Below are 16,777 nucleotides of genomic sequence, written 5' to 3'. Positions count from 1 at the left end.
GCCGTACCCGTGCCGCCCCAGCGCAGTGCCCGTGTGGTGGCGGCCGAGCGGCTGCGTGCCGCGGCGACCACCGAACCGGGCCGGCTCCAGATCATCGGGGCCGTACTGGCGCTTCTCGTCGTCGCGTTCGGGGCCGTGACGGCGTTCGAGGTCTCCGACCGGGCGGCGTCCGCCGATGACGTGGTCAGGCGCAGCCAGCCGCTGAGCGCGGACGCGGCGAACATCTACCGCTCGCTGGCCGATGCAGACGCGGCGGCCGCGAGCGGCTTCCTGGCCGGCCCGCAGGAGCCGCCCGGCGTCCACGAGCAGTATGTGAAGGACATCGACGAGGCCTCCCAGCTGCTGGTGAAGGCCGCGGCCAACACGGACTCCTCGACGAAGTCCGGCCACGAGATCACCACGCTCAACAAGGAACTCCCGCGCTACACCGGGCTGATCGAGCGCGCCCGCGCCAACAACCGGCAGGGGCTGCCGCTGGGCGGCGCCTACCTCCGGTACGCGAACCAGAAGATGGCCGGCGAACTGCTGCCCGCAGCCGAGCGGTTGTACGCGGCGGAGACGGGCCGGCTCGGCAAGGACTACGACTCCGCCCGGACCTGGCCGTTCTTCTCGCTCGGTCTCGGCGTGATCGCGCTGGGCGTGCTGTTCTGGGCCCAGCGCCGCAACTTCCACCGGACGAACCGGGTGCTCAACCACGGCCTGCTGGCCGCTACGGCGGCGTCGCTGGTGGTCCTGCTGTGGCTGGCGGTCGGGCATTCGGTGGCCCGCTCCGACCTGTCCGACGCCAATACGCGCGGGCAGCAGTCCCTGGACGTCCTCAACCGGGCGCGCATCGATTCGCTGAAGGCGCGCGCCAACGAGAACCTCACGGTGGTCGCCCGGGGCGCGGTGCTCACCGCGGACGGCAAGAGCGACAAGTACGAGACCGACTACGGCACGGGCATGAAGGCGCTCGGCGCGGAGCTGGCCAAGGCCGCCAAGCTGGCCGATGACACCCACGACACCGCGGGAAGCGAACCGGTGGCGAAGGCCGTCGAGAGTGTCAGCGAGTGGCAGAGCCGCCACCGGACCGCGCGCAAGACCGACGACAGCGGCGACTACGACACGGCGCTGAAGCAGATCATCGGGTCCGACGGCTCGACCAAGGGCTCGACCGGCGAGTCGTTCAACCAGGTGGACAAGGCGCTTCGGCAGGCCCTCGCCCATGAGCAGGAAGAATTCTCCCGGGCCGCCGAGGACGGGCGCGGTGCGCTGGGCGGGCTGCCGATCGGCGCGGCCGCCCTGGCCGTACTGGGCGCGGTCGCCGCGATCGTCGGGGTCAACCGCAGGCTCTCGGAGTTCCGGTGACAGGGGAAGCGATGACAGGGAAGGACGAGCCCAGGACGGGGTCCGCGGGCCGGCTGCGCAGGCTGCGCGGCTGGGGCGGTGTGACCGCCATGGCCGCGGCCTGCGCGGTGACGGCGGCACTGACCCTGCTGCCGCTCTCGCACGGCGGCGACGACGCCTTCGGCACGGAGGTCTCGGGGCAGAGCGCGGCACAGGGCGTACAGACGCGGGCCGACGACTGCACGGATCCGGAGGCCAGCCTCCAGCCCTCCACCGCGGGCGGCAGGACCATCGACCGCATCAAGGCGCGCGGAAAGCTGATCGCGGGCGTCGACCAGAACAGCTTCCAGTGGGGCTACCGCAATCCGGAGACCAGGGATCTCGAAGGCTTCGACATCGATCTGGTGCGGGCCATCGCCAAGGACATCCTGGGCGACCCGGACGATGTGATCTTCCGGGCGATCCCCACCAACCAGCGGATCACCGCCCTGGAGAACGACAACGTCGACGTCGTCGTGCGGACGATGACGATCAACTGCGCCCGGCTCGACCAGGTCTCGTTCTCCACGGCCTATTTCCAGGCCGGGCAGCAGGTCCTCGCGCCGAAGGAGTCCGACATCACCGGGTACGACTCCTCGCTGGCGGGCAAGCGGGTCTGTACGGCGGAGGGCTCCACGGCGTACGAGGCGCTGGAGAAGCAGTCGTTCGGCTCGGTGTTCAGGGACAAGGACGACGGGACCGCCGCCGACGAGGATCTCCTCACCGTCCCGAACCAGCTGGACTGCCTGGTACGGCTCCAGATGGGCGAGGTCGACGCGATCGTCACGGACAACGCGCTCGCGGCCGGCCAGGCCGCGCAGGACCCGGCCGTGGAGCTCAAGGGCGACAAGCCCTTCACCACCGAGTACTACGGCGTGGCCACGAAGAAGGGCGCCGACGACCTGGTGGCGCGGGTCAACCACGTACTGGTCGATTACCGCGCCGGCAAGAACAGCCTCTGGATGCAGTCGTACCGCACATGGCTGGAGGACAGTCTGCCCGGAGTCACGGGGCCGCCAGCGCCCAAGTACCGCAGCAACTAGGGCCTGTCCTTCGGAACAGGCGGATCCTGCCGGGCCCCCCGCCCGGCAGGGAGAGCGGAGAGGTGATCGATGGGCGTCGCGGGCCCCTTCCCCAGCTACGCGGCCCGGCCGCCCGGACCGGTCATGGACCGGGACGAGGCGGACCGTGCGCTGGCCCGGCTCGGTGCGGAGCACGAGGCGATCGAGACCTCGCTCCTCGCCCTGCAGGACCACGCCGGGCGCCGGCTCCTGGAGGGCGCCGACCTCACCGGTGTCACCAAGGAGCGCTGGAGCGCCACCGAGCAGTCGATCACGCTGCTGTGGAGCTACTTCGACGCGTACGCGGGGGTGCTGAACGAGGCGCGTGAGGTGCGGGCCCGCCGCCGTCATCCCAACCGGGACGACCTGGCGGCGCTGACCGAGCTGCTGCGCGGCGAGGGCGTCACGGTGGCGCACGCCGCCGCCCGGCCCGATCCGTCGGTCACCGGCCCGGCCAAGCTCTCCGAGCGGTTCACGCTGGCGGAGCTGGTCAACCGGATGAACGAGCTGTACGCGCGTTCACTGGACATGGTCGTCGCCTCCGACTCGGTGTGGTCGGCGATGCCCGCCCGGATAGATCTGCTCGCCGCCGAGCTGCGCCGGACCCGCTCGCTCGCGCACTCGGTCGGGGTACGGCCGGGGGAACATCCGGCGGGGGACGATCTGGAAGCGATCACCCAGGAGCTGACGACGCTGCGGGTGCAGGTGATCTCCGACCCGCTGGCGTTCTGGCTGCCGGGGCCCGGCAGTTCGGCGCCCGGCGGCGGGCGCCCCGACACCACGCGCTACGACCGGGCGGCCCGGGCGCTGGACGACGTGCGGCGGGAGATCGAGGCGGTGCTCGCGGTCCGGCAGGACGCCGAGCAGCGCCTCGTCCAGCTGCGTGACGTGCTCTCCCGCGCGGACCGGACGCTGACCGAGGCCCGGTCGGCACGCGGCGAGGTACTGGCGAAGATCGCCGCCTCCGAGGTGCCTGCGGTCAACGGCCCGCCCACCGCGCTTCAGGAGCGTCTCGCGGCGGCGTCCGAGTACCGCAGGCATGCGCAGTGGCACCGGCTCTCGCCTCTCCTGGAGGCCCTGGAGCGGCAGGCCGAGCAGGAGTTGCTGCGGGCCAGGGAGCAGCTGACGGCGGTCACCGCCCCGTTGGCCGTCCGGGCGGAGCTGCGCGGCAGGCTGGACGCGTACAAGGCGAAGGTGGCCAGGCACGGCCTGGCGGAGGACCCGGTCCTCATCGAGCGGTACGACGCGGCGCGCCGGATGCTGTGGAGCGCGCCCTGCGATCTGCGGGTCGCCGGGCAGGCGGTGCAGCGCTATCAGGACGCCGCGCTGGAACTGCTGGGCCAGCGGCGGGCGTCCGGACCAGAGGACGGGCGGGGGCGGCCATGAGGGGTCCGGTCTCCGGCGGAAGAGTGATGTGGCCGCTGCGGCGGCGGGGCGAACAGGGGGAATGACCATGAGTACGCAGTGCCAGCGCCCCGCGTGCGAGGGCAGTTACGAGGACATGGGCGGCGGTGAGCTGTACTGCGACACCTGCGGTCTGGCCCCCGTGGTGTCACCGAACGGAATGGTGAGCTCGCCTCCTACCGGTGTCGCGGGCGGCGGCAGAGGCAGCCGGGGCAGCAACAGCTCCTCGGCACGCAGCAGTTCGCGGGCGTCCTCGCGGGCGTCGTCGCGCTCCTCGTCGCGTTCGTCGACGTCGCGGCGTTCGGTGTCGGGGCGGCTCTCGCGCGCGCTGTCCGGCAGTTCGACGTCGCGTTCGGTCTCGGTGCGCTCCTCGGGAACGTCCACCGGTGTCTCCGGCCGGAACCGGCTGGGTGCCGGTCTTGTGCTCGTGCCGGACGTGCCGCGTCCCGATCCGCGCACCGCGGTGATGGAGAACCCGGAGGTGCCCGAGCGCAAGCGGTTCTGTTCGCGTTCGGACTGCGGCGCTCCGGTGGGCCGGGCCAGGGGCGAGCGGCCGGGGCGTACGGAGGGGTTCTGCACCAAGTGCGGCCACCCGTACTCCTTCATGCCGAAGCTCCAGGACGGCGACGTCGTGCACGGGCAGTACGAGGTCGCGGGCTGTCTGGCGCACGGCGGGCTCGGCTGGGTCTATCTCGCGGTGGACCGAGCGGTCTCCGACCGCTGGGTGGTGCTCAAGGGCCTGCTGGACACCGGCGACCAGGACGCCATGGCGGCGGCCATCTCCGAGCGCCGCTTCCTCGCCGAGATCGAGCACTCCAACATCGTCCGCATCTACAACTTCGTCGAGCACCTCGACCAGCGGACCGGTTCGCTCGACGGCTACATCGTCATGGAGTACGTCGGCGGCAAGGCCCTCAAGGAGATCGCCAACGAGCGCCGCACCCCGGCCGGGAAGCGGGATCCGCTGCCGGTCGAGCAGGCGTGCGCGTACGGCATCGAGGCGCTGGAGGCGCTGGGCCATCTGCACAGCCGCAACCTGCTCTACTGCGACTTCAAGGTCGACAACGCGATACAGACCGAGGACCAGCTGAAGCTGATCGACATGGGCGCGGTCCGCAGGATGGACGACGACGAGTCGGCCATCTACGGCACCGTCGGGTACCAGGCCCCCGAGGTCGCGGAGGCCGGCCCGTCGGTGGCGTCCGACCTGTACACGGTCGCGCGGACGCTCGCGGTGCTCACCTTCGACTTCCAGGGCTACACGAACGTCTTCGTGGACTCGCTGCCCGACCCGGACAACATCGAGGTGTTCCGGACCTACGAGTCGTTCTACCGGCTTCTGGTGCGGGCCACCGACCCCGATCCGGCCCGGCGGTTCGCCTCCGCGTCGGAGATGGCCGAGCAGCTGCTGGGTGTGCTGCGGGAGGTGGTGTCGCTCCAGACGGGGCGCCCGCGTCCGGCGCTGTCCACGCTGTTCGGCGCGGAGATGCGGGTCGTGGACACGGAGCTGTTCACTCTTCTGACCGGTGAGGTGTCCCGCCTCGGGGCGCGGAGCCCGGCCCCCCGGGGCTCAGGGCTCTTCGGACGGCGCAAGGGCGTCAGGGCGGTCGCGGTGACGCCGGCCGGATCGCCGCCGGCCGCGGTGGCCCCGCCGGGCGGTGTCCCGGGCGCGCTGCCCGCGGGCCCGCCTCCCGGGTTCGCGGCCGGCGCCGGACCGCTGCCCTCGTCCACCACCCATGTCCGCGGCGGCACAAACGGCGGCGACGGGAACGGCGCCGCGCCCGCGTACCCGCAGAGCCAGGCGGTCGTCCCGGCGCCCCGGTCCCCCGTCGCGAGCACCACCGCGGCGCCCGGTCCGCACAGCACGGGCGGGCCCCGGCTGGCCGGGCTCGACGTGCGGGGGACCTCACTCGCGCTGCCGGTCCCCCGGGTCGACGCGAACGACCCCAACGCGGGTTTCCTGGCCGGCGTGATGGCCTCGGCACCCGCCGAACTGATCGCCGCATTGCAGGCCGTGCCGACCGCCTCGCTGGAGACCAGGCTGCGGGAGCTGCGCGCCTCCCTGGAGATGAACGACCTCGCGGCCGCGACGCAGACCCTGACGACCCTCGAGGCCAAGCACCCGGACGACTGGCGGGTGGTCTGGTACCGGGGCATCACCTCGCTGGTGACCGGTGACAACGAGAACGCCGCGCTGTCCTTCGACGCGGTCTACGACGCGTTCCCCGGGGAGCCCGCGCCCAAGCTGGCCCTGGGTGTCTGCGCGGAGGTCCTGGGCCAGCTGGACAACGCCGCCGAGTACTACCGGCTGGTGTGGACGACCGATCCGAGCTTCGTGAGCGCGGCGTTCGGTCTGGCCCGGGTGCAGATCGCCGCCGGGGACCGGGGTGGTGCCGTCAGCTCGCTGGAGTCGGTGCCGGAGGCGTCGATCCACTTCACGGCGGCCCGGGTCGCGGCGGTACGGGCACGGCTGCGCGAACGGGCCCCGGACGAACCGCTGATCGTCGATCTGATGGCGGCCTCGGCCCAGGTCTCGGGGCTGGCCGGCCTCGGTCTGGACGCGGTGCGCCGGGAGCAGTTGTCGACCGAGGTGCTGGGGACGGCGCTCGACTGGGTACTCTCCGGTAGTCCCACGGCTCGGACCTCGGCCCCGCAGTCGCCGGCACATGCCGGGGCGCAGGGGCCGAAGACGCTGCTCGGCAGTGAGCTGGACGAGCGCGGTCTGCGTTTCGGGCTCGAACGCTCGTACCGAATGCTCGCCCGGCTTGCGGAGCCCGGGGACGAGAGGATCGAACTGGTGGAGCGGGCCAACCGTTTCCGCCCCCGAACGTGGGTGTGAAGATGTCGCAGAACCACCAGGAGACTGCCTTGTCGAGGTGTCCCGGCTGCGAGGAGCCGCTGGAGCCGGGGGACCTGTTCTGCGGTGCGTGCGGGTACGACCTGTCGGCCGTGCCCGAGCCGCCGCAGGACCACCCGACGGTCGCCATCGCCACTCCGGCACGGGACGGTACGCCGGAATCCGGCTCCGGTCCTGCGCCCGGCCAGGTGGCGGGATCCGACGCGGGGACCGACCGGTCCGCACCGCCCGTGCCCGCCGCTGTCGCGGGCGCGGCTCCGGCGGGGGCCCGTGCCGACGGCCCGGACGCGTCCGGGGACTTCGAGCTTGCCGCGCCTGCGGCGGCGCCGGCAGCGGCGGCGGACGGCACGGCGCCCGATCCCCGTACCTCGCCGGACCCCGTTCAGGCCCCGGCGGCCGGCACGAAGGTGTGCGTGGCCTGCCGGGCCGGCCGTGTCGACAACGACGGCTACTGCGAGAACTGCGGCCACGCCCAGCCCCGCGAGCGCGACCACATGGAGGAGGAGCTCGGCTCGGTCGCGGCGGTGACCGACCGCGGTCTGCGCCACCACCGCAACGAGGACTCGTTCGCGATCTCGACCACCGCGCTGCCCGACGGCACCCCGGCCGTGCTGGCGATCGTCTGCGACGGGGTGTCGTCGGCGAGCCGTCCCGACGCGGCGTCCGCCGCCGCCACGACCGCCGCCAACGAGTCCCTGCTGGAGTCGCTGCCGCGCGGCACACATCCGCAGCAGGCGATGCACGAGGCGATCGTGGCGGCCGCCGAGTCCGTCAACCTGCTTGCCCAGGAACCCGGCCGGAGCCCGGAGAACGAAGCGCACCGCCAGCAGAACTCTCCGGCGTGCACCCTGGTCGGCGCGATCATGGCCAACAGTCTGCTGGTCGTCGGCTGGGTCGGTGACAGCCGCGTGTACTGGGTGCCCGAGGACCGGGCCAGTCCGCCCGCCCGGCTCACCGAGGACGACTCCTGGGCCGCGCAGATGGTCGCGGCGGGGCTGATGAACGAGGCGGAGGCGTACGCGGACGAGCGGGCCCACGCCATCACCGGCTGGCTGGGCGCCGACGCCTACGAGCTGGAGCCGCACACCGCCTCGTTCAAACCGGACCGGCCGGGCGTCGTGGTCGTCTGCACGGACGGCCTGTGGAACTACGCGGAATCCGCGGCCGAGATGGCCGACGCGGTGCCCACGGACGCGTACGAACGGCCGTTGCACGGCGCTCAGGTACTGGTGGGCCACGCGCTCGACGGAGGGGGCCACGACAACGTAACAGTGGCTCTGCTGCCGTTCGCCGTACCGGTGCAAGGGGCAGGATCCGCCTACAGCAGCGGTTGAGTCCTGTTCCGCCCGCCCCTTGCACCTCCGTTGCCTTTGTCCGTAAATCTGTCTTCCGTGAATCTGTCTTCATCTGACACGTGGAGCCTCAAGGAGCCGATCAGATGGCCAACTTCTCCAAGTCGAACGTGCCGCAGTTCTCCGTCGAGGTGTACCAGAACGAATACCTGCCCGAGGGCGGCCGCGAGGTGAACGGGATCATCACCGTCACCTCGACCGGCGGCGGAACCACCGGTGGCGTTCCGCTGGCGAGCACCACGGTCTCGCCCTCGCACGTACCGGGACAGGCACCGAGCGCCGCCGTGGTGATCATGGTGGACTGCTCGGGTTCGATGGACTACCCGCCCACGAAGATGCGCAACGCCCGCGACGCGACGGCGGCGGCCATCGACACCCTGCGCGACGGCACCGCCTTCGCCGTGGTCGGCGGTACGCACGTCGCCAAGGAGGTCTACCCGGGCAACGGCCGGCTCGCCACCGCCGATCCGCAGACCAGGGCCCAGGCCAAGGAGGCTCTGCGCCGGCTCAGCGCGGGCGGCGGCACGGCGATCGGGACCTGGCTGCGGCTGGCCGACCGGCTGCTGGGCGCAGCCGATGTGAGCATCCGGCACGGCATCCTGCTGACCGACGGGCGCAACGAGCACGAGGCGCCGGAGGATCTGCGGGCCGCGCTCGACGCCTGCGCGGGCCGGTTCACCTGTGACGCCCGCGGTGTCGGCACCGACTGGGAAGTGAAAGAGGTCACAGCGATCGCCTCGGCGCTGCTCGGCACCGCCGACATCGTCGCCGATCCCACGGGGCTGGCAGCGGACTTCACGCAGATGATGGAGGACGCGATGGGCAAGGAGGTCGCGGATGTCGCGCTGCGGCTCTGGACGCCCGTCGGCGTGGAGATCAAGTTCGTGAAACAGGTCGCACCGACGGTCGCCGAACTCACCGACCGCCGCACCGAGGCCGGCCCGCGCGCCGGGGACTACCCCACGGGTTCCTGGGGCGACGAGTCCCGTGACTACCACGTGTGCGTGCAGGTCCCGGAGGCCGGCGTCGGGCAGGAGATGCTCGCTGCCCGGGTCTCGCTGGTCCTCCCCGACCCCTCGGGCGGGGCGCCCCAGACCCTTTCGCAGGGGCTCGTACGGGCGGTGTGGACGGACGACATGGCGGCCTCGACCTCGATCAATCCGCAGGTCGCGCACTACACAGGTCAGGCCGAACTGGCACAAGTCATCCAGCAGGGGCTCGATGCCCGCAAGTCGGGAGACTTCGACGGCGCGACGGCCAAACTCGGGCGTGCGGTGCAGTTGGCATCGGCGTCCGGGAACGAGGACACTGCGAAACTGCTTTCGAAGGTGGTAGACGTCGTCGACGCGGCGACAGGTACTGTGCGACTGAAGGCGAAGGTCGCGGACGCGGACGAGATGACACTCGAAACCCGCTCCACGAAGACCGTCCGCGTGAAGAAATAACCACATATCCGCACTGAATCAGCCGCCCGTCCGGACAGGTCCGCCGGGCGGCGAAGCAAGAAAAATGACGGCCCCCGGGGCCGGACGAGGAAAGGGGGAAGCGCCGACATGCCGACCTGCCCGAACGGACACCAGTCGGGTTCCGAGGACTGGTGCGAGGTCTGCGGCCACCGCATGGCCGGGGCGGGCGCGCCTGCGGGCGCTGTTCCCCCGCCGCCTCCCCCGCCACCCGCACCCGGCTACGGATACCCGCAGGGCCCCGGTCCCGACGCGACGGCCCACGCCGAGATCTGCCCGCAGTGCCGCACCCCGCGAGAGGCGATGGCGCCGTTCTGCGAGGAGTGCCGCTGGAACTTCCTCACGAACACGGCGACCTCGTACACGCCCCTGGCCCCGCAGCACGGCGGCCCGGGCGGACCGGGCGGCCCAGGCCCCGGCGGCCCCGGTGGACCCGGCGGGGGCCCCGGCCCCGTTCCCGGACTCAATCTGCCGCCGGGCTTCCAGGCGCAGCAGCAGCCGGGCCCCCCGCAGCCGCGCGATCCGTTCGAGTACCAGAGCTCGCGCCCCTCGCAGGTGAACCGGCCGGCCGAGCCGCTCTCCTCGGGGCCGGGACAGCCCGGCCCTCCCGGACCGGGCCAGCAGCCCTTCCCGCAGGGACAGCAGGGGCAGCAGGGTCCGCCGCCTCCGCCTCCGTTCCAGCAGGGCCCGGGACCGCAGGGCCCTGGACCGCAAGGCCCGGGACCGCAAGGCCCGGGACCGCAAGGCCCGGGACCGGAACAGCCGGGACCGCAGGGTCAGCAGGGTCAGCAGGGCTTCCCGCAGGGGCAGCAGCACGCCCAGCAGCAGGGTTCGTCGCAGGGCTCGCCTCCGCCGCCGTCGTTCCAGCAGCAGAGCGCCGCACCCGCGTTCCAGCAGACGGCTCCTCCGGTCTTCGAGCAGCCCGGTCCGCCTGCCCCTCCGCAGCCGCAGGCACCGCAGCCGCCGCAGACCGGCAACGACGACTGGCTGCTCTCGCCGCCGTCGCAGGCCCAGGGCCCGCAGACGCCGATGCAGCAGCCGTACCCGGACCAGAGCCAGAACCAGGGCCCGGGCATGGACATGGGTCAGGACCACAACCAGGGACCGGGACCGGGCCAGGCTTCCACGAGCTGGTCGGCGGTCGTCTCCCCGGACCGTGAGTACTTCCTGGCGATGATGCAACGCAGCGGCCCCGAGGCCACCGGGCTCAACCTGCCCGCGTACTCCCCGGAGCAGCACCTTCCGCTGACCGGCAACCAGATCACCATCGGCCGCCGCCGGCACAGCACGGGCGAGTCCCCCGACATCGATCTGTCGGTGCCCCCGGAGGACCCGGGCGTCTCGCACCAGCACGCGGTGCTGGTGCAGCAGCCCGACAGCAGCTGGGCCGTGGTCGACCAGAACTCCACCAACGGCACCACGCTCAACGGCGCCGAGGACCCGATCCAGCCCTACGTCCCCGTTCCCCTCCAGGACGGCGACCAGGTGCATGTCGGGGCGTGGACGACGATCACGATCCGCCGGGGCTGACGGCTTCGCACGACGCGCGGCCGGTGGGGGCACTCTCCCACCGGCCGCGCACTGCTGTCCATGACCACCGGTCACATAGTTCGTAGTGCGAATAGGAGCCCTCGTGACGGGTCCCCACCGTCGCCTTCTGCCGTATTCTGGTCGAATGCGAAAGGCCGAGGGTGAACAGATGGGATTCGTCACCGCACTGGTGCGATCCTCATTCCTGGTGAATGCCGTGTACGCCGATTCCGGCCGCGAGCACGGAATCACGGCACAGCAGGGCCAGCTGCTCTGCGTGCTGATGGTGCAGCCGTACGGGATGCGTGAGCTCGGCTCGATGCTCGGGCTGGCGAAGTCCAGCCTCACCGGACTGGTGGACCGCAGCGTCCAGCGCGGTCTGGTGCGGCGCGAGGCCGACCCCGAGGACGGGCGTGCGGTCCGGGTCGCCCTGACCGCACGGGGCGACGAGCTGGCGGAGGCGTTCTACGCCGGGACCTGCCGACGGGTGGAAAACCTGTCGGCAGGCCTCGGCGACACCGACCGTGAGCTGCTCGCACGGCTGCTCGGCCGCGTGGTGCTGAACAACGAGGTGCCGGTGGTCTTCATGGAGCCGGACGAGGCACCGTAGATCACTCCCCGGAGGGACCCCGGCCGCCCGCGATCCCGAACAGCTCGGCGAACCGGCCGGTGAACAGGTCCTTGCCCTTGTACTCACTGACCGCCGACGCCGGCAGGACGGCCGTGCCGTCGGGCGTGGGCGTCTGCCCCACCCCGCCGCCGGGGCCGAGCGGGAGCAGCACCGAGGGCACGGGGGACGGCCGGTAGACGGCAGCGGGCTGCTCGCCGCGCACCTGGGCGAGGATGTTCTGCGCCACCACCTCCGCGTGCTTCATGGCGTAGCCGGCCATCTTGGCCTCGGCCAGGTCGGTGATGTCGCCGAGGGCGTAGACGTGCTCGTGCCCCTCGACATTGAGCGTCTCGGTGACCCTGACCTGCCCCTGTGCGGTCCGGACGGTGACCTGCCCGTCGGCGAGGTAGTCGCCGTTGACGTGCACGCCGTAGCAGCGGAACCAGATGTCGGCGTTGATCTCGCCGTCGTCGGTGGCCACCGTGAAGGACTTCGTCCGCCCCGGGCCCGTCGGCGGCTGCTCGGAGAGGGTGGTGCCCAGCCGCAGCTCCACCCCGAGCGCGTCCAGCTGGCGGTGCAGCTCCTCGCGGAGCTCCGGCAGGAAGCCCGGCATCAGGATCTCGGCCGGGTCGGTGATGACCACGTGCTTGTCCGGCCAGACCGCCTTGATCTCCCCGGACAGCTCGAGTCCGACCGGCCCGGCGCCGACGATCAGCACCCGTTCGGCAGCGGCGAGTTCCGCATGGGCCTCACGGATCCGCTCCAGTGCCTGCGCCGAGAGGTCGGTGTCCATCTTGGCCGGGAACGGATAGTCGGAGCCGGTGGCGATGACCAGGTAGTCGGCCGCTATCCGCTCCCCCGAGGCCAGCGTGACACCGCCCGGGTCGACCGCGACGGCCCGTTCACGGCGGACGGTGCCGCGCCGGAGCAGGGTGTCGTAGGGAAAGAAGATGTTTCCGGCCCAGCCGGGCTCGACCAGGGCCCGGAGCGATCCCGCCGCATGCACGAAGGCGTCCTTGGGATCGATGAGCACCACATCGGCCTCCCCGTCGAGCGCCTTGGCGACCGCGGCGCCCCCATAACCTCCGCCAATGACCACAACCGTACGATTCATGATTCCCCGCCCTCCACGACAACGCATGCCAACGAGACAATTAATTCGTATCACGAACCATACTGGTTCGCATTGCGAACTGTAAATGCATGGTCCGTCGATGTCGTCGACCGGAGCGTCTGCGACGATGGACAGGTGACTGAGAACCCGCGCGACACGGTGCAGGAGCTGACCTTCTACGAGCTGGTCGGCGGCGAGGAGACCTTCCGCCGCCTGGTCCACCGCTTCTACGAGGGCGTGGCCGGCGACCCGCTGCTGCGGCCGATGTACCCGGAGGAGGATCTGGGTCCGGCCGAGGAGCGGTTCACGCTGTTCCTGATGCAGTACTGGGGCGGCCCGCGCACCTACAGCGACGAGCGGGGACACCCCCGGCTGCGGATGCGGCACGCACCGTTCCAGGTGGACCGGGCCGCGCACGACGCCTGGCTGAGCCATATGCGGGTGGCGCTCGACGAGCTCGGCCTGGCCCCGGAGCACGAGCGTCAGCTGTGGGACTACCTCACCTACGCGGCTGCCTCGATGGTGAACACCGAGGGCTGAACACCGGGTCGGGCCGTGTGCGGAATCCGGTACTCCACCCCCGGATAACGGTCACGATCCCATCAAGGTGTGCCCGCAGGCGGTATCCCCGGACGGGGACACTCTGAAAGCATCCATGCAGCGTCGGGGGGCGTGTGTGTGAGATGAGGGCGGGGACAGGGTGACGGGGTTCGTTTTTCTGCGGGTGAGAGCTCATCGGCTCCTCCTCGCAGCGGCCGTGCTGGCCGTCCTGCTCACCACCTCGGTCCTGGCCGCACTCACCGCCTTCTCGGGTTCCGTCGGCGACGCCGCGCTGCGCCACACCCTCACCCACCGTTCCGCCGCCGCCGCGTCCCTGGTCATATCGGCGCAGGTGACGCCCGCGCAGCGGGACGCGGCCGACGCCTCGGCGCGCAGGGCCGCCCGCGCCACGTTCGACGGACTCCCGGTGACCGTACGGAAGCTGGAGGCTTCCGGCCCGTACGCGCTGCCGCGCGAGCTGCAGGCACCGGCCGCCCGCCGCGGCGACCCCGACCTCACCCACTTCGCCTCGCTCGACCGCAGCCGGGTCAGGCTCACCGCAGGCCGTATGCCCGCGGCCGGTCCAGGCACGGCCGAAGGCCCGGTCCAGGTCGCGCTGCCGGGCACCGCTGCCGAGGCCCTCGGGCTGAAGCCCGGCGCCCGGCTGACGCTCACCGACCGGCTCGGCGGCAAGCGGCTGAAGATCGTGATCACCGGTCTCTACGAGGCCAGGGACCAGGCCGATCCGTACTGGCAGCTGGACGAGGCCGGAGGGCGCGGCGTCCGCCAGGTCGTCTTCACGACGTACGGGCCGCTGCTCACCGACCCCTCCGCGCTCGGTTCGGGCCGGATCAGCTCCGGCGAGCTGTCCTATCTGGCGTCGGCCGACTTCCGTACCCTCACCACGGACCGGATGGCCTCGCTGCGGCATGCGGCGACGCAGGGGCCGAAGCAGTTGCTCGCCGCACCGGAGTTCAAGAACGGGGCGAGTGCGCAGACCCTGCTGCCCACCGTTCTCGACCAGACCGACCGGGGGCTGCTCGTCTCCCGCTCGACGCTGACGATCGTGGCCGTGCAGCTGGTGCTGCTTGCGGGGTACACCCTGCTCCTGGTGGCCCGGCTGCTCAGCAGCGAGCGCGGCGGGGAGACCGAACTGCTGCGGGCGCGCGGCGGATCGCGCGCCCGGATCACCTCGCTGGCCGCGATCGAGGCGCTGCTGCTCGCGCTGCCCGCCGCCGTCGTCGCCCCGCTGCTCGCCGGACCGCTGACCGGGCTCCTGGCAGACCGCAGTGAGCTGTCCCGGATCGGACTGCGGCTCAGTGGGACGGCCACCGGCACCGTGTGGCTGGTCTCTGCCGTCACCGCGCTGGCCTGCGCCCTCGCTGTCGTGGCTCCCGCGCTGGCCGCGAGCGCCGGCGGGCGCCGTTCGACCCGCGCCGCCGCCCTGCCCGCGCCGGTGCGCGCCGGTGCGGACATCGGGCTGCTCGTGATCGCGGGCGTGGCGTACTGGCAGCTCGACCGGCAGACCGGGGGTTCCGGCAGCGGTGCGCTCAGCGGGGACCGCTCGGGCGGCCTCGGTATCGATCCGCTGCTCGTCGTCGCGCCCGCCCTGGCACTGCTCGCCGGCACTGTACTGACGCTGCGTCTGCTGCCGCCCGCTGCCAGGCTCGCGGAGCGCCGGGCGGCCGGCGGGCGGGGGCTGGTCACGGCGCTGGCGGGCTGGCAGTTCAGCCGCCGGCCGCTGCGCGGCGCGGGCCCGGTGCTGCTGCTGGTGCTGTCGGTCGCGATGGGCATGCTGGCCATCGGGCAGAGCGCGTCATGGGACCGTTCGCAACAGGACCAGGCCGACTTCAGGTCCGGCGCCCCGGTCCGGATGATGGGCGGTATCAGCGCTGATCCGAGCCGCTCGGGCGCGTACGCGCGACTGCCGGGGGTACGGGAGGCGGCGCCCGCGTTCCGTACGACGCTGGATCTCTCCGGTGGCCGCACGGCCGAGGTGCTGGCCCTGGACACCGCGCACGCCGACGAGCGGATGCTGATGCGCGGTGACCTCGCCGACGGGGCACAGGGCCGGCTGTTCGACTCGCTCGCACCGCCGGACTCCCCCAGGGCCGGGCTGCCGCTGCCGCGCGACAGCGCCCGGCTCCGCCTCGATCTGCGGCTGTCGGCCCGCACGACGTCCGGGACGTCCTCGTCCTCCGGGATGAGTTCGCTGGTCACCGTGTTGCTGGAGGACCGCTACGGCATTCCGTACCGGGTGGTCGCCGGTTCGGTGCAGGCGGACGGGAAGACGCATCACCTCTCGACGAAGGTCTCCGCCGCCGGTGAGCTGGCCGTGACCGGGTTCGAGGTGGACGGCAGCCAGCCGGTCGGCCGGGGCGAGTCGCACCGGCTCACCGTGAGCGGGCTGCGGACCGTCACCGCGGACGGCGCCGAACAGCCGGTCCCGGTGCCCGACGGATTCCGCTGGCGGGCGGCCCTGACCACTGACGCGCTGGGGGAGGTCAGGCCGGGCGCCGCACCGCACACGGCCGGATCGAGCGCCGAGCCCCTAACCCTCGACTACCGGACCGGCTCCGTCACCGAGGAGGACGCCGCGTTCGCTGTACCGGCCCTCAACGTGCGGGTCACCGCGCCCCGCGCCCCGGCGCCCACTCTGAACGGCGTGGCCACGGACGCCTATCTGAAGGCGTCCGGCGCGAAGGCCGGGCAGAGCGTGGATGTGACGCTGGCCGGTGAGACGGTCCGGGTGAAGATCGTGCGGGCCGTCCGCGCGCTGCCGACCACCGGCCCCGGATCCGCCGCCGCCCTGTCCGCCGGGCGGACGGCGTCGTCCGGGGACGGCGGCGCCCTGCTGCTCGACTTCAGGGCCGTCGCCGGCGTCTTCGCGCAGCGCCCGAACGCCGTGCTCGGCGCGAGCGAGTGGTGGCTGAGCACCGCTCCCGGCCGGGCCGCCGACGTCGCGGCCGCGCTCCGCCACCAGCCCGACACCGATCCCGCGCAGGTGCAGGCCAGGGACGAGGTCGCCGACGAGCTGGTGAGCGATCCGCTGGGGGCGGGCCCGCAGTCCGCGCTGCTCGCGGTGGCGGTCGTGGCGGCGGCGCTGGCCGCGGTCGGCTTCGCCGTGGCGGCGGTCGGCTCGCGGCGCGAACGGTCCGCGGAATTCGCCGTGCTGCGCGCGCTGGGAGCGCCGCGCCGGCGGCTGGCCCGCATGATCGCCGCCGAACAGGGGGTGCTGATCGCCATCGGGCTGCTGGTGGGGGCGGTCCTCGGGGCCGTACTGACCCGGGCCGTGGTGCCGCTCATCGTGCTGACCGGACAGGCCGCCCGGCCGGTGCCCTCGGTGCTGGTGCAACTGCCCGCCGGGCAGGTCGCGGTACTGCTGGCCTGCGTGGCCGCGCTGCCGCTGCTGATCGTCGCGGTCCTCGCCCTGCGCCGCACCGACCCCGCGATCTCGCTGCGCCACCAGGGGGGCAACTGA

General features: G+C 72.4%; 11 protein-coding genes. 10 read left to right on the top strand and 1 reads right to left on the bottom strand.

Annotated features, from left to right (window positions below; all coding sequences use genetic code 11):
* Positions 1–9 precede the first annotated feature (9 nt).
* From ACFVW8_RS23585 to ACFVW8_RS23550, 8 genes are all read left to right on the top strand, one after another.
* Entirely contained in the window at positions 10–1,347 is a 1,338-nt protein-coding gene (locus tag ACFVW8_RS23585) for a hypothetical protein (RefSeq protein ID WP_389693081.1), read from the top strand.
* Positions 1,348–1,358: 11 nt separating this feature from the next.
* Positions 1,359–2,408: a glutamate ABC transporter substrate-binding protein gene (locus ACFVW8_RS23580; protein ID WP_389693075.1), complete on the top strand. Its 1,050-nt coding sequence runs from the start codon at positions 1,359–1,361 to the stop codon at positions 2,406–2,408.
* Positions 2,409–2,477: 69 nt separating this feature from the next.
* Positions 2,478–3,812, top strand: a complete 1,335-nt coding sequence (locus ACFVW8_RS23575) for a hypothetical protein (protein WP_389693073.1) — start codon at positions 2,478–2,480, stop codon at positions 3,810–3,812.
* A gap of 67 nt (positions 3,813–3,879) precedes the next feature.
* The gene (locus ACFVW8_RS23570) at positions 3,880–6,669 is read left to right on the top strand and encodes a tetratricopeptide repeat protein (protein WP_389693071.1); all 2,790 of its coding nucleotides are present in this window, start codon (positions 3,880–3,882) and stop codon (positions 6,667–6,669) included.
* Positions 6,666–8,021, top strand: coding sequence for a PP2C family serine/threonine-protein phosphatase (locus ACFVW8_RS23565; RefSeq protein ID WP_389693069.1), 1,356 nt, complete (start codon positions 6,666–6,668; stop codon positions 8,019–8,021). The genes ACFVW8_RS23570 and ACFVW8_RS23565 overlap by 4 nt, the downstream gene beginning before the upstream one ends.
* Before the next feature lie 104 nt (positions 8,022–8,125).
* Positions 8,126–9,484: a VWA domain-containing protein gene (locus ACFVW8_RS23560; RefSeq protein ID WP_389693067.1), complete on the top strand. Its 1,359-nt coding sequence runs from the start codon at positions 8,126–8,128 to the stop codon at positions 9,482–9,484.
* A 108-nt stretch (positions 9,485–9,592) separates the two neighbouring features.
* Positions 9,593–11,032, top strand: coding sequence for an FHA domain-containing protein (locus ACFVW8_RS23555; RefSeq protein WP_389693065.1), 1,440 nt, complete (start codon positions 9,593–9,595; stop codon positions 11,030–11,032).
* Between the two features lie 169 nt (positions 11,033–11,201).
* Positions 11,202–11,642 (top strand): MarR family winged helix-turn-helix transcriptional regulator, encoded by a 441-nt coding sequence (locus ACFVW8_RS23550; protein WP_389693079.1) that lies wholly within the window; start codon positions 11,202–11,204, stop codon positions 11,640–11,642.
* Position 11,643: 1 nt separating this feature from the next.
* Here the strand turns inward: ACFVW8_RS23550 and ACFVW8_RS23545 are convergent, their stop codons facing one another.
* A complete protein-coding gene (locus ACFVW8_RS23545) occupies positions 11,644–12,756 on the bottom strand; it encodes an NAD(P)/FAD-dependent oxidoreductase (protein ID WP_389693063.1) in 1,113 nt (370 codons plus the stop codon).
* 135 nt (positions 12,757–12,891) lie between these two features.
* On the opposite strand from ACFVW8_RS23545, the gene ACFVW8_RS23540 reads away from it, so the two are divergent.
* Together ACFVW8_RS23540 and ACFVW8_RS23535 are read left to right on the top strand one after the other, a co-directional pair.
* Positions 12,892–13,296, top strand: coding sequence for a globin (locus ACFVW8_RS23540; protein ID WP_389693061.1), 405 nt, complete (start codon positions 12,892–12,894; stop codon positions 13,294–13,296).
* 160 nt (positions 13,297–13,456) lie between these two features.
* Positions 13,457–16,777: an FtsX-like permease family protein gene (locus tag ACFVW8_RS23535; RefSeq protein WP_389693059.1), complete on the top strand. Its 3,321-nt coding sequence runs from the start codon at positions 13,457–13,459 to the stop codon at positions 16,775–16,777.

The organism is Streptomyces sp. NPDC058221 (assembly GCF_042882365.1).
In the GTDB taxonomy this organism is placed as follows: domain Bacteria; phylum Actinomycetota; class Actinomycetes; order Streptomycetales; family Streptomycetaceae; genus Streptomyces.
This window is presented reverse-complemented; position numbering and strand designations above follow the sequence as displayed.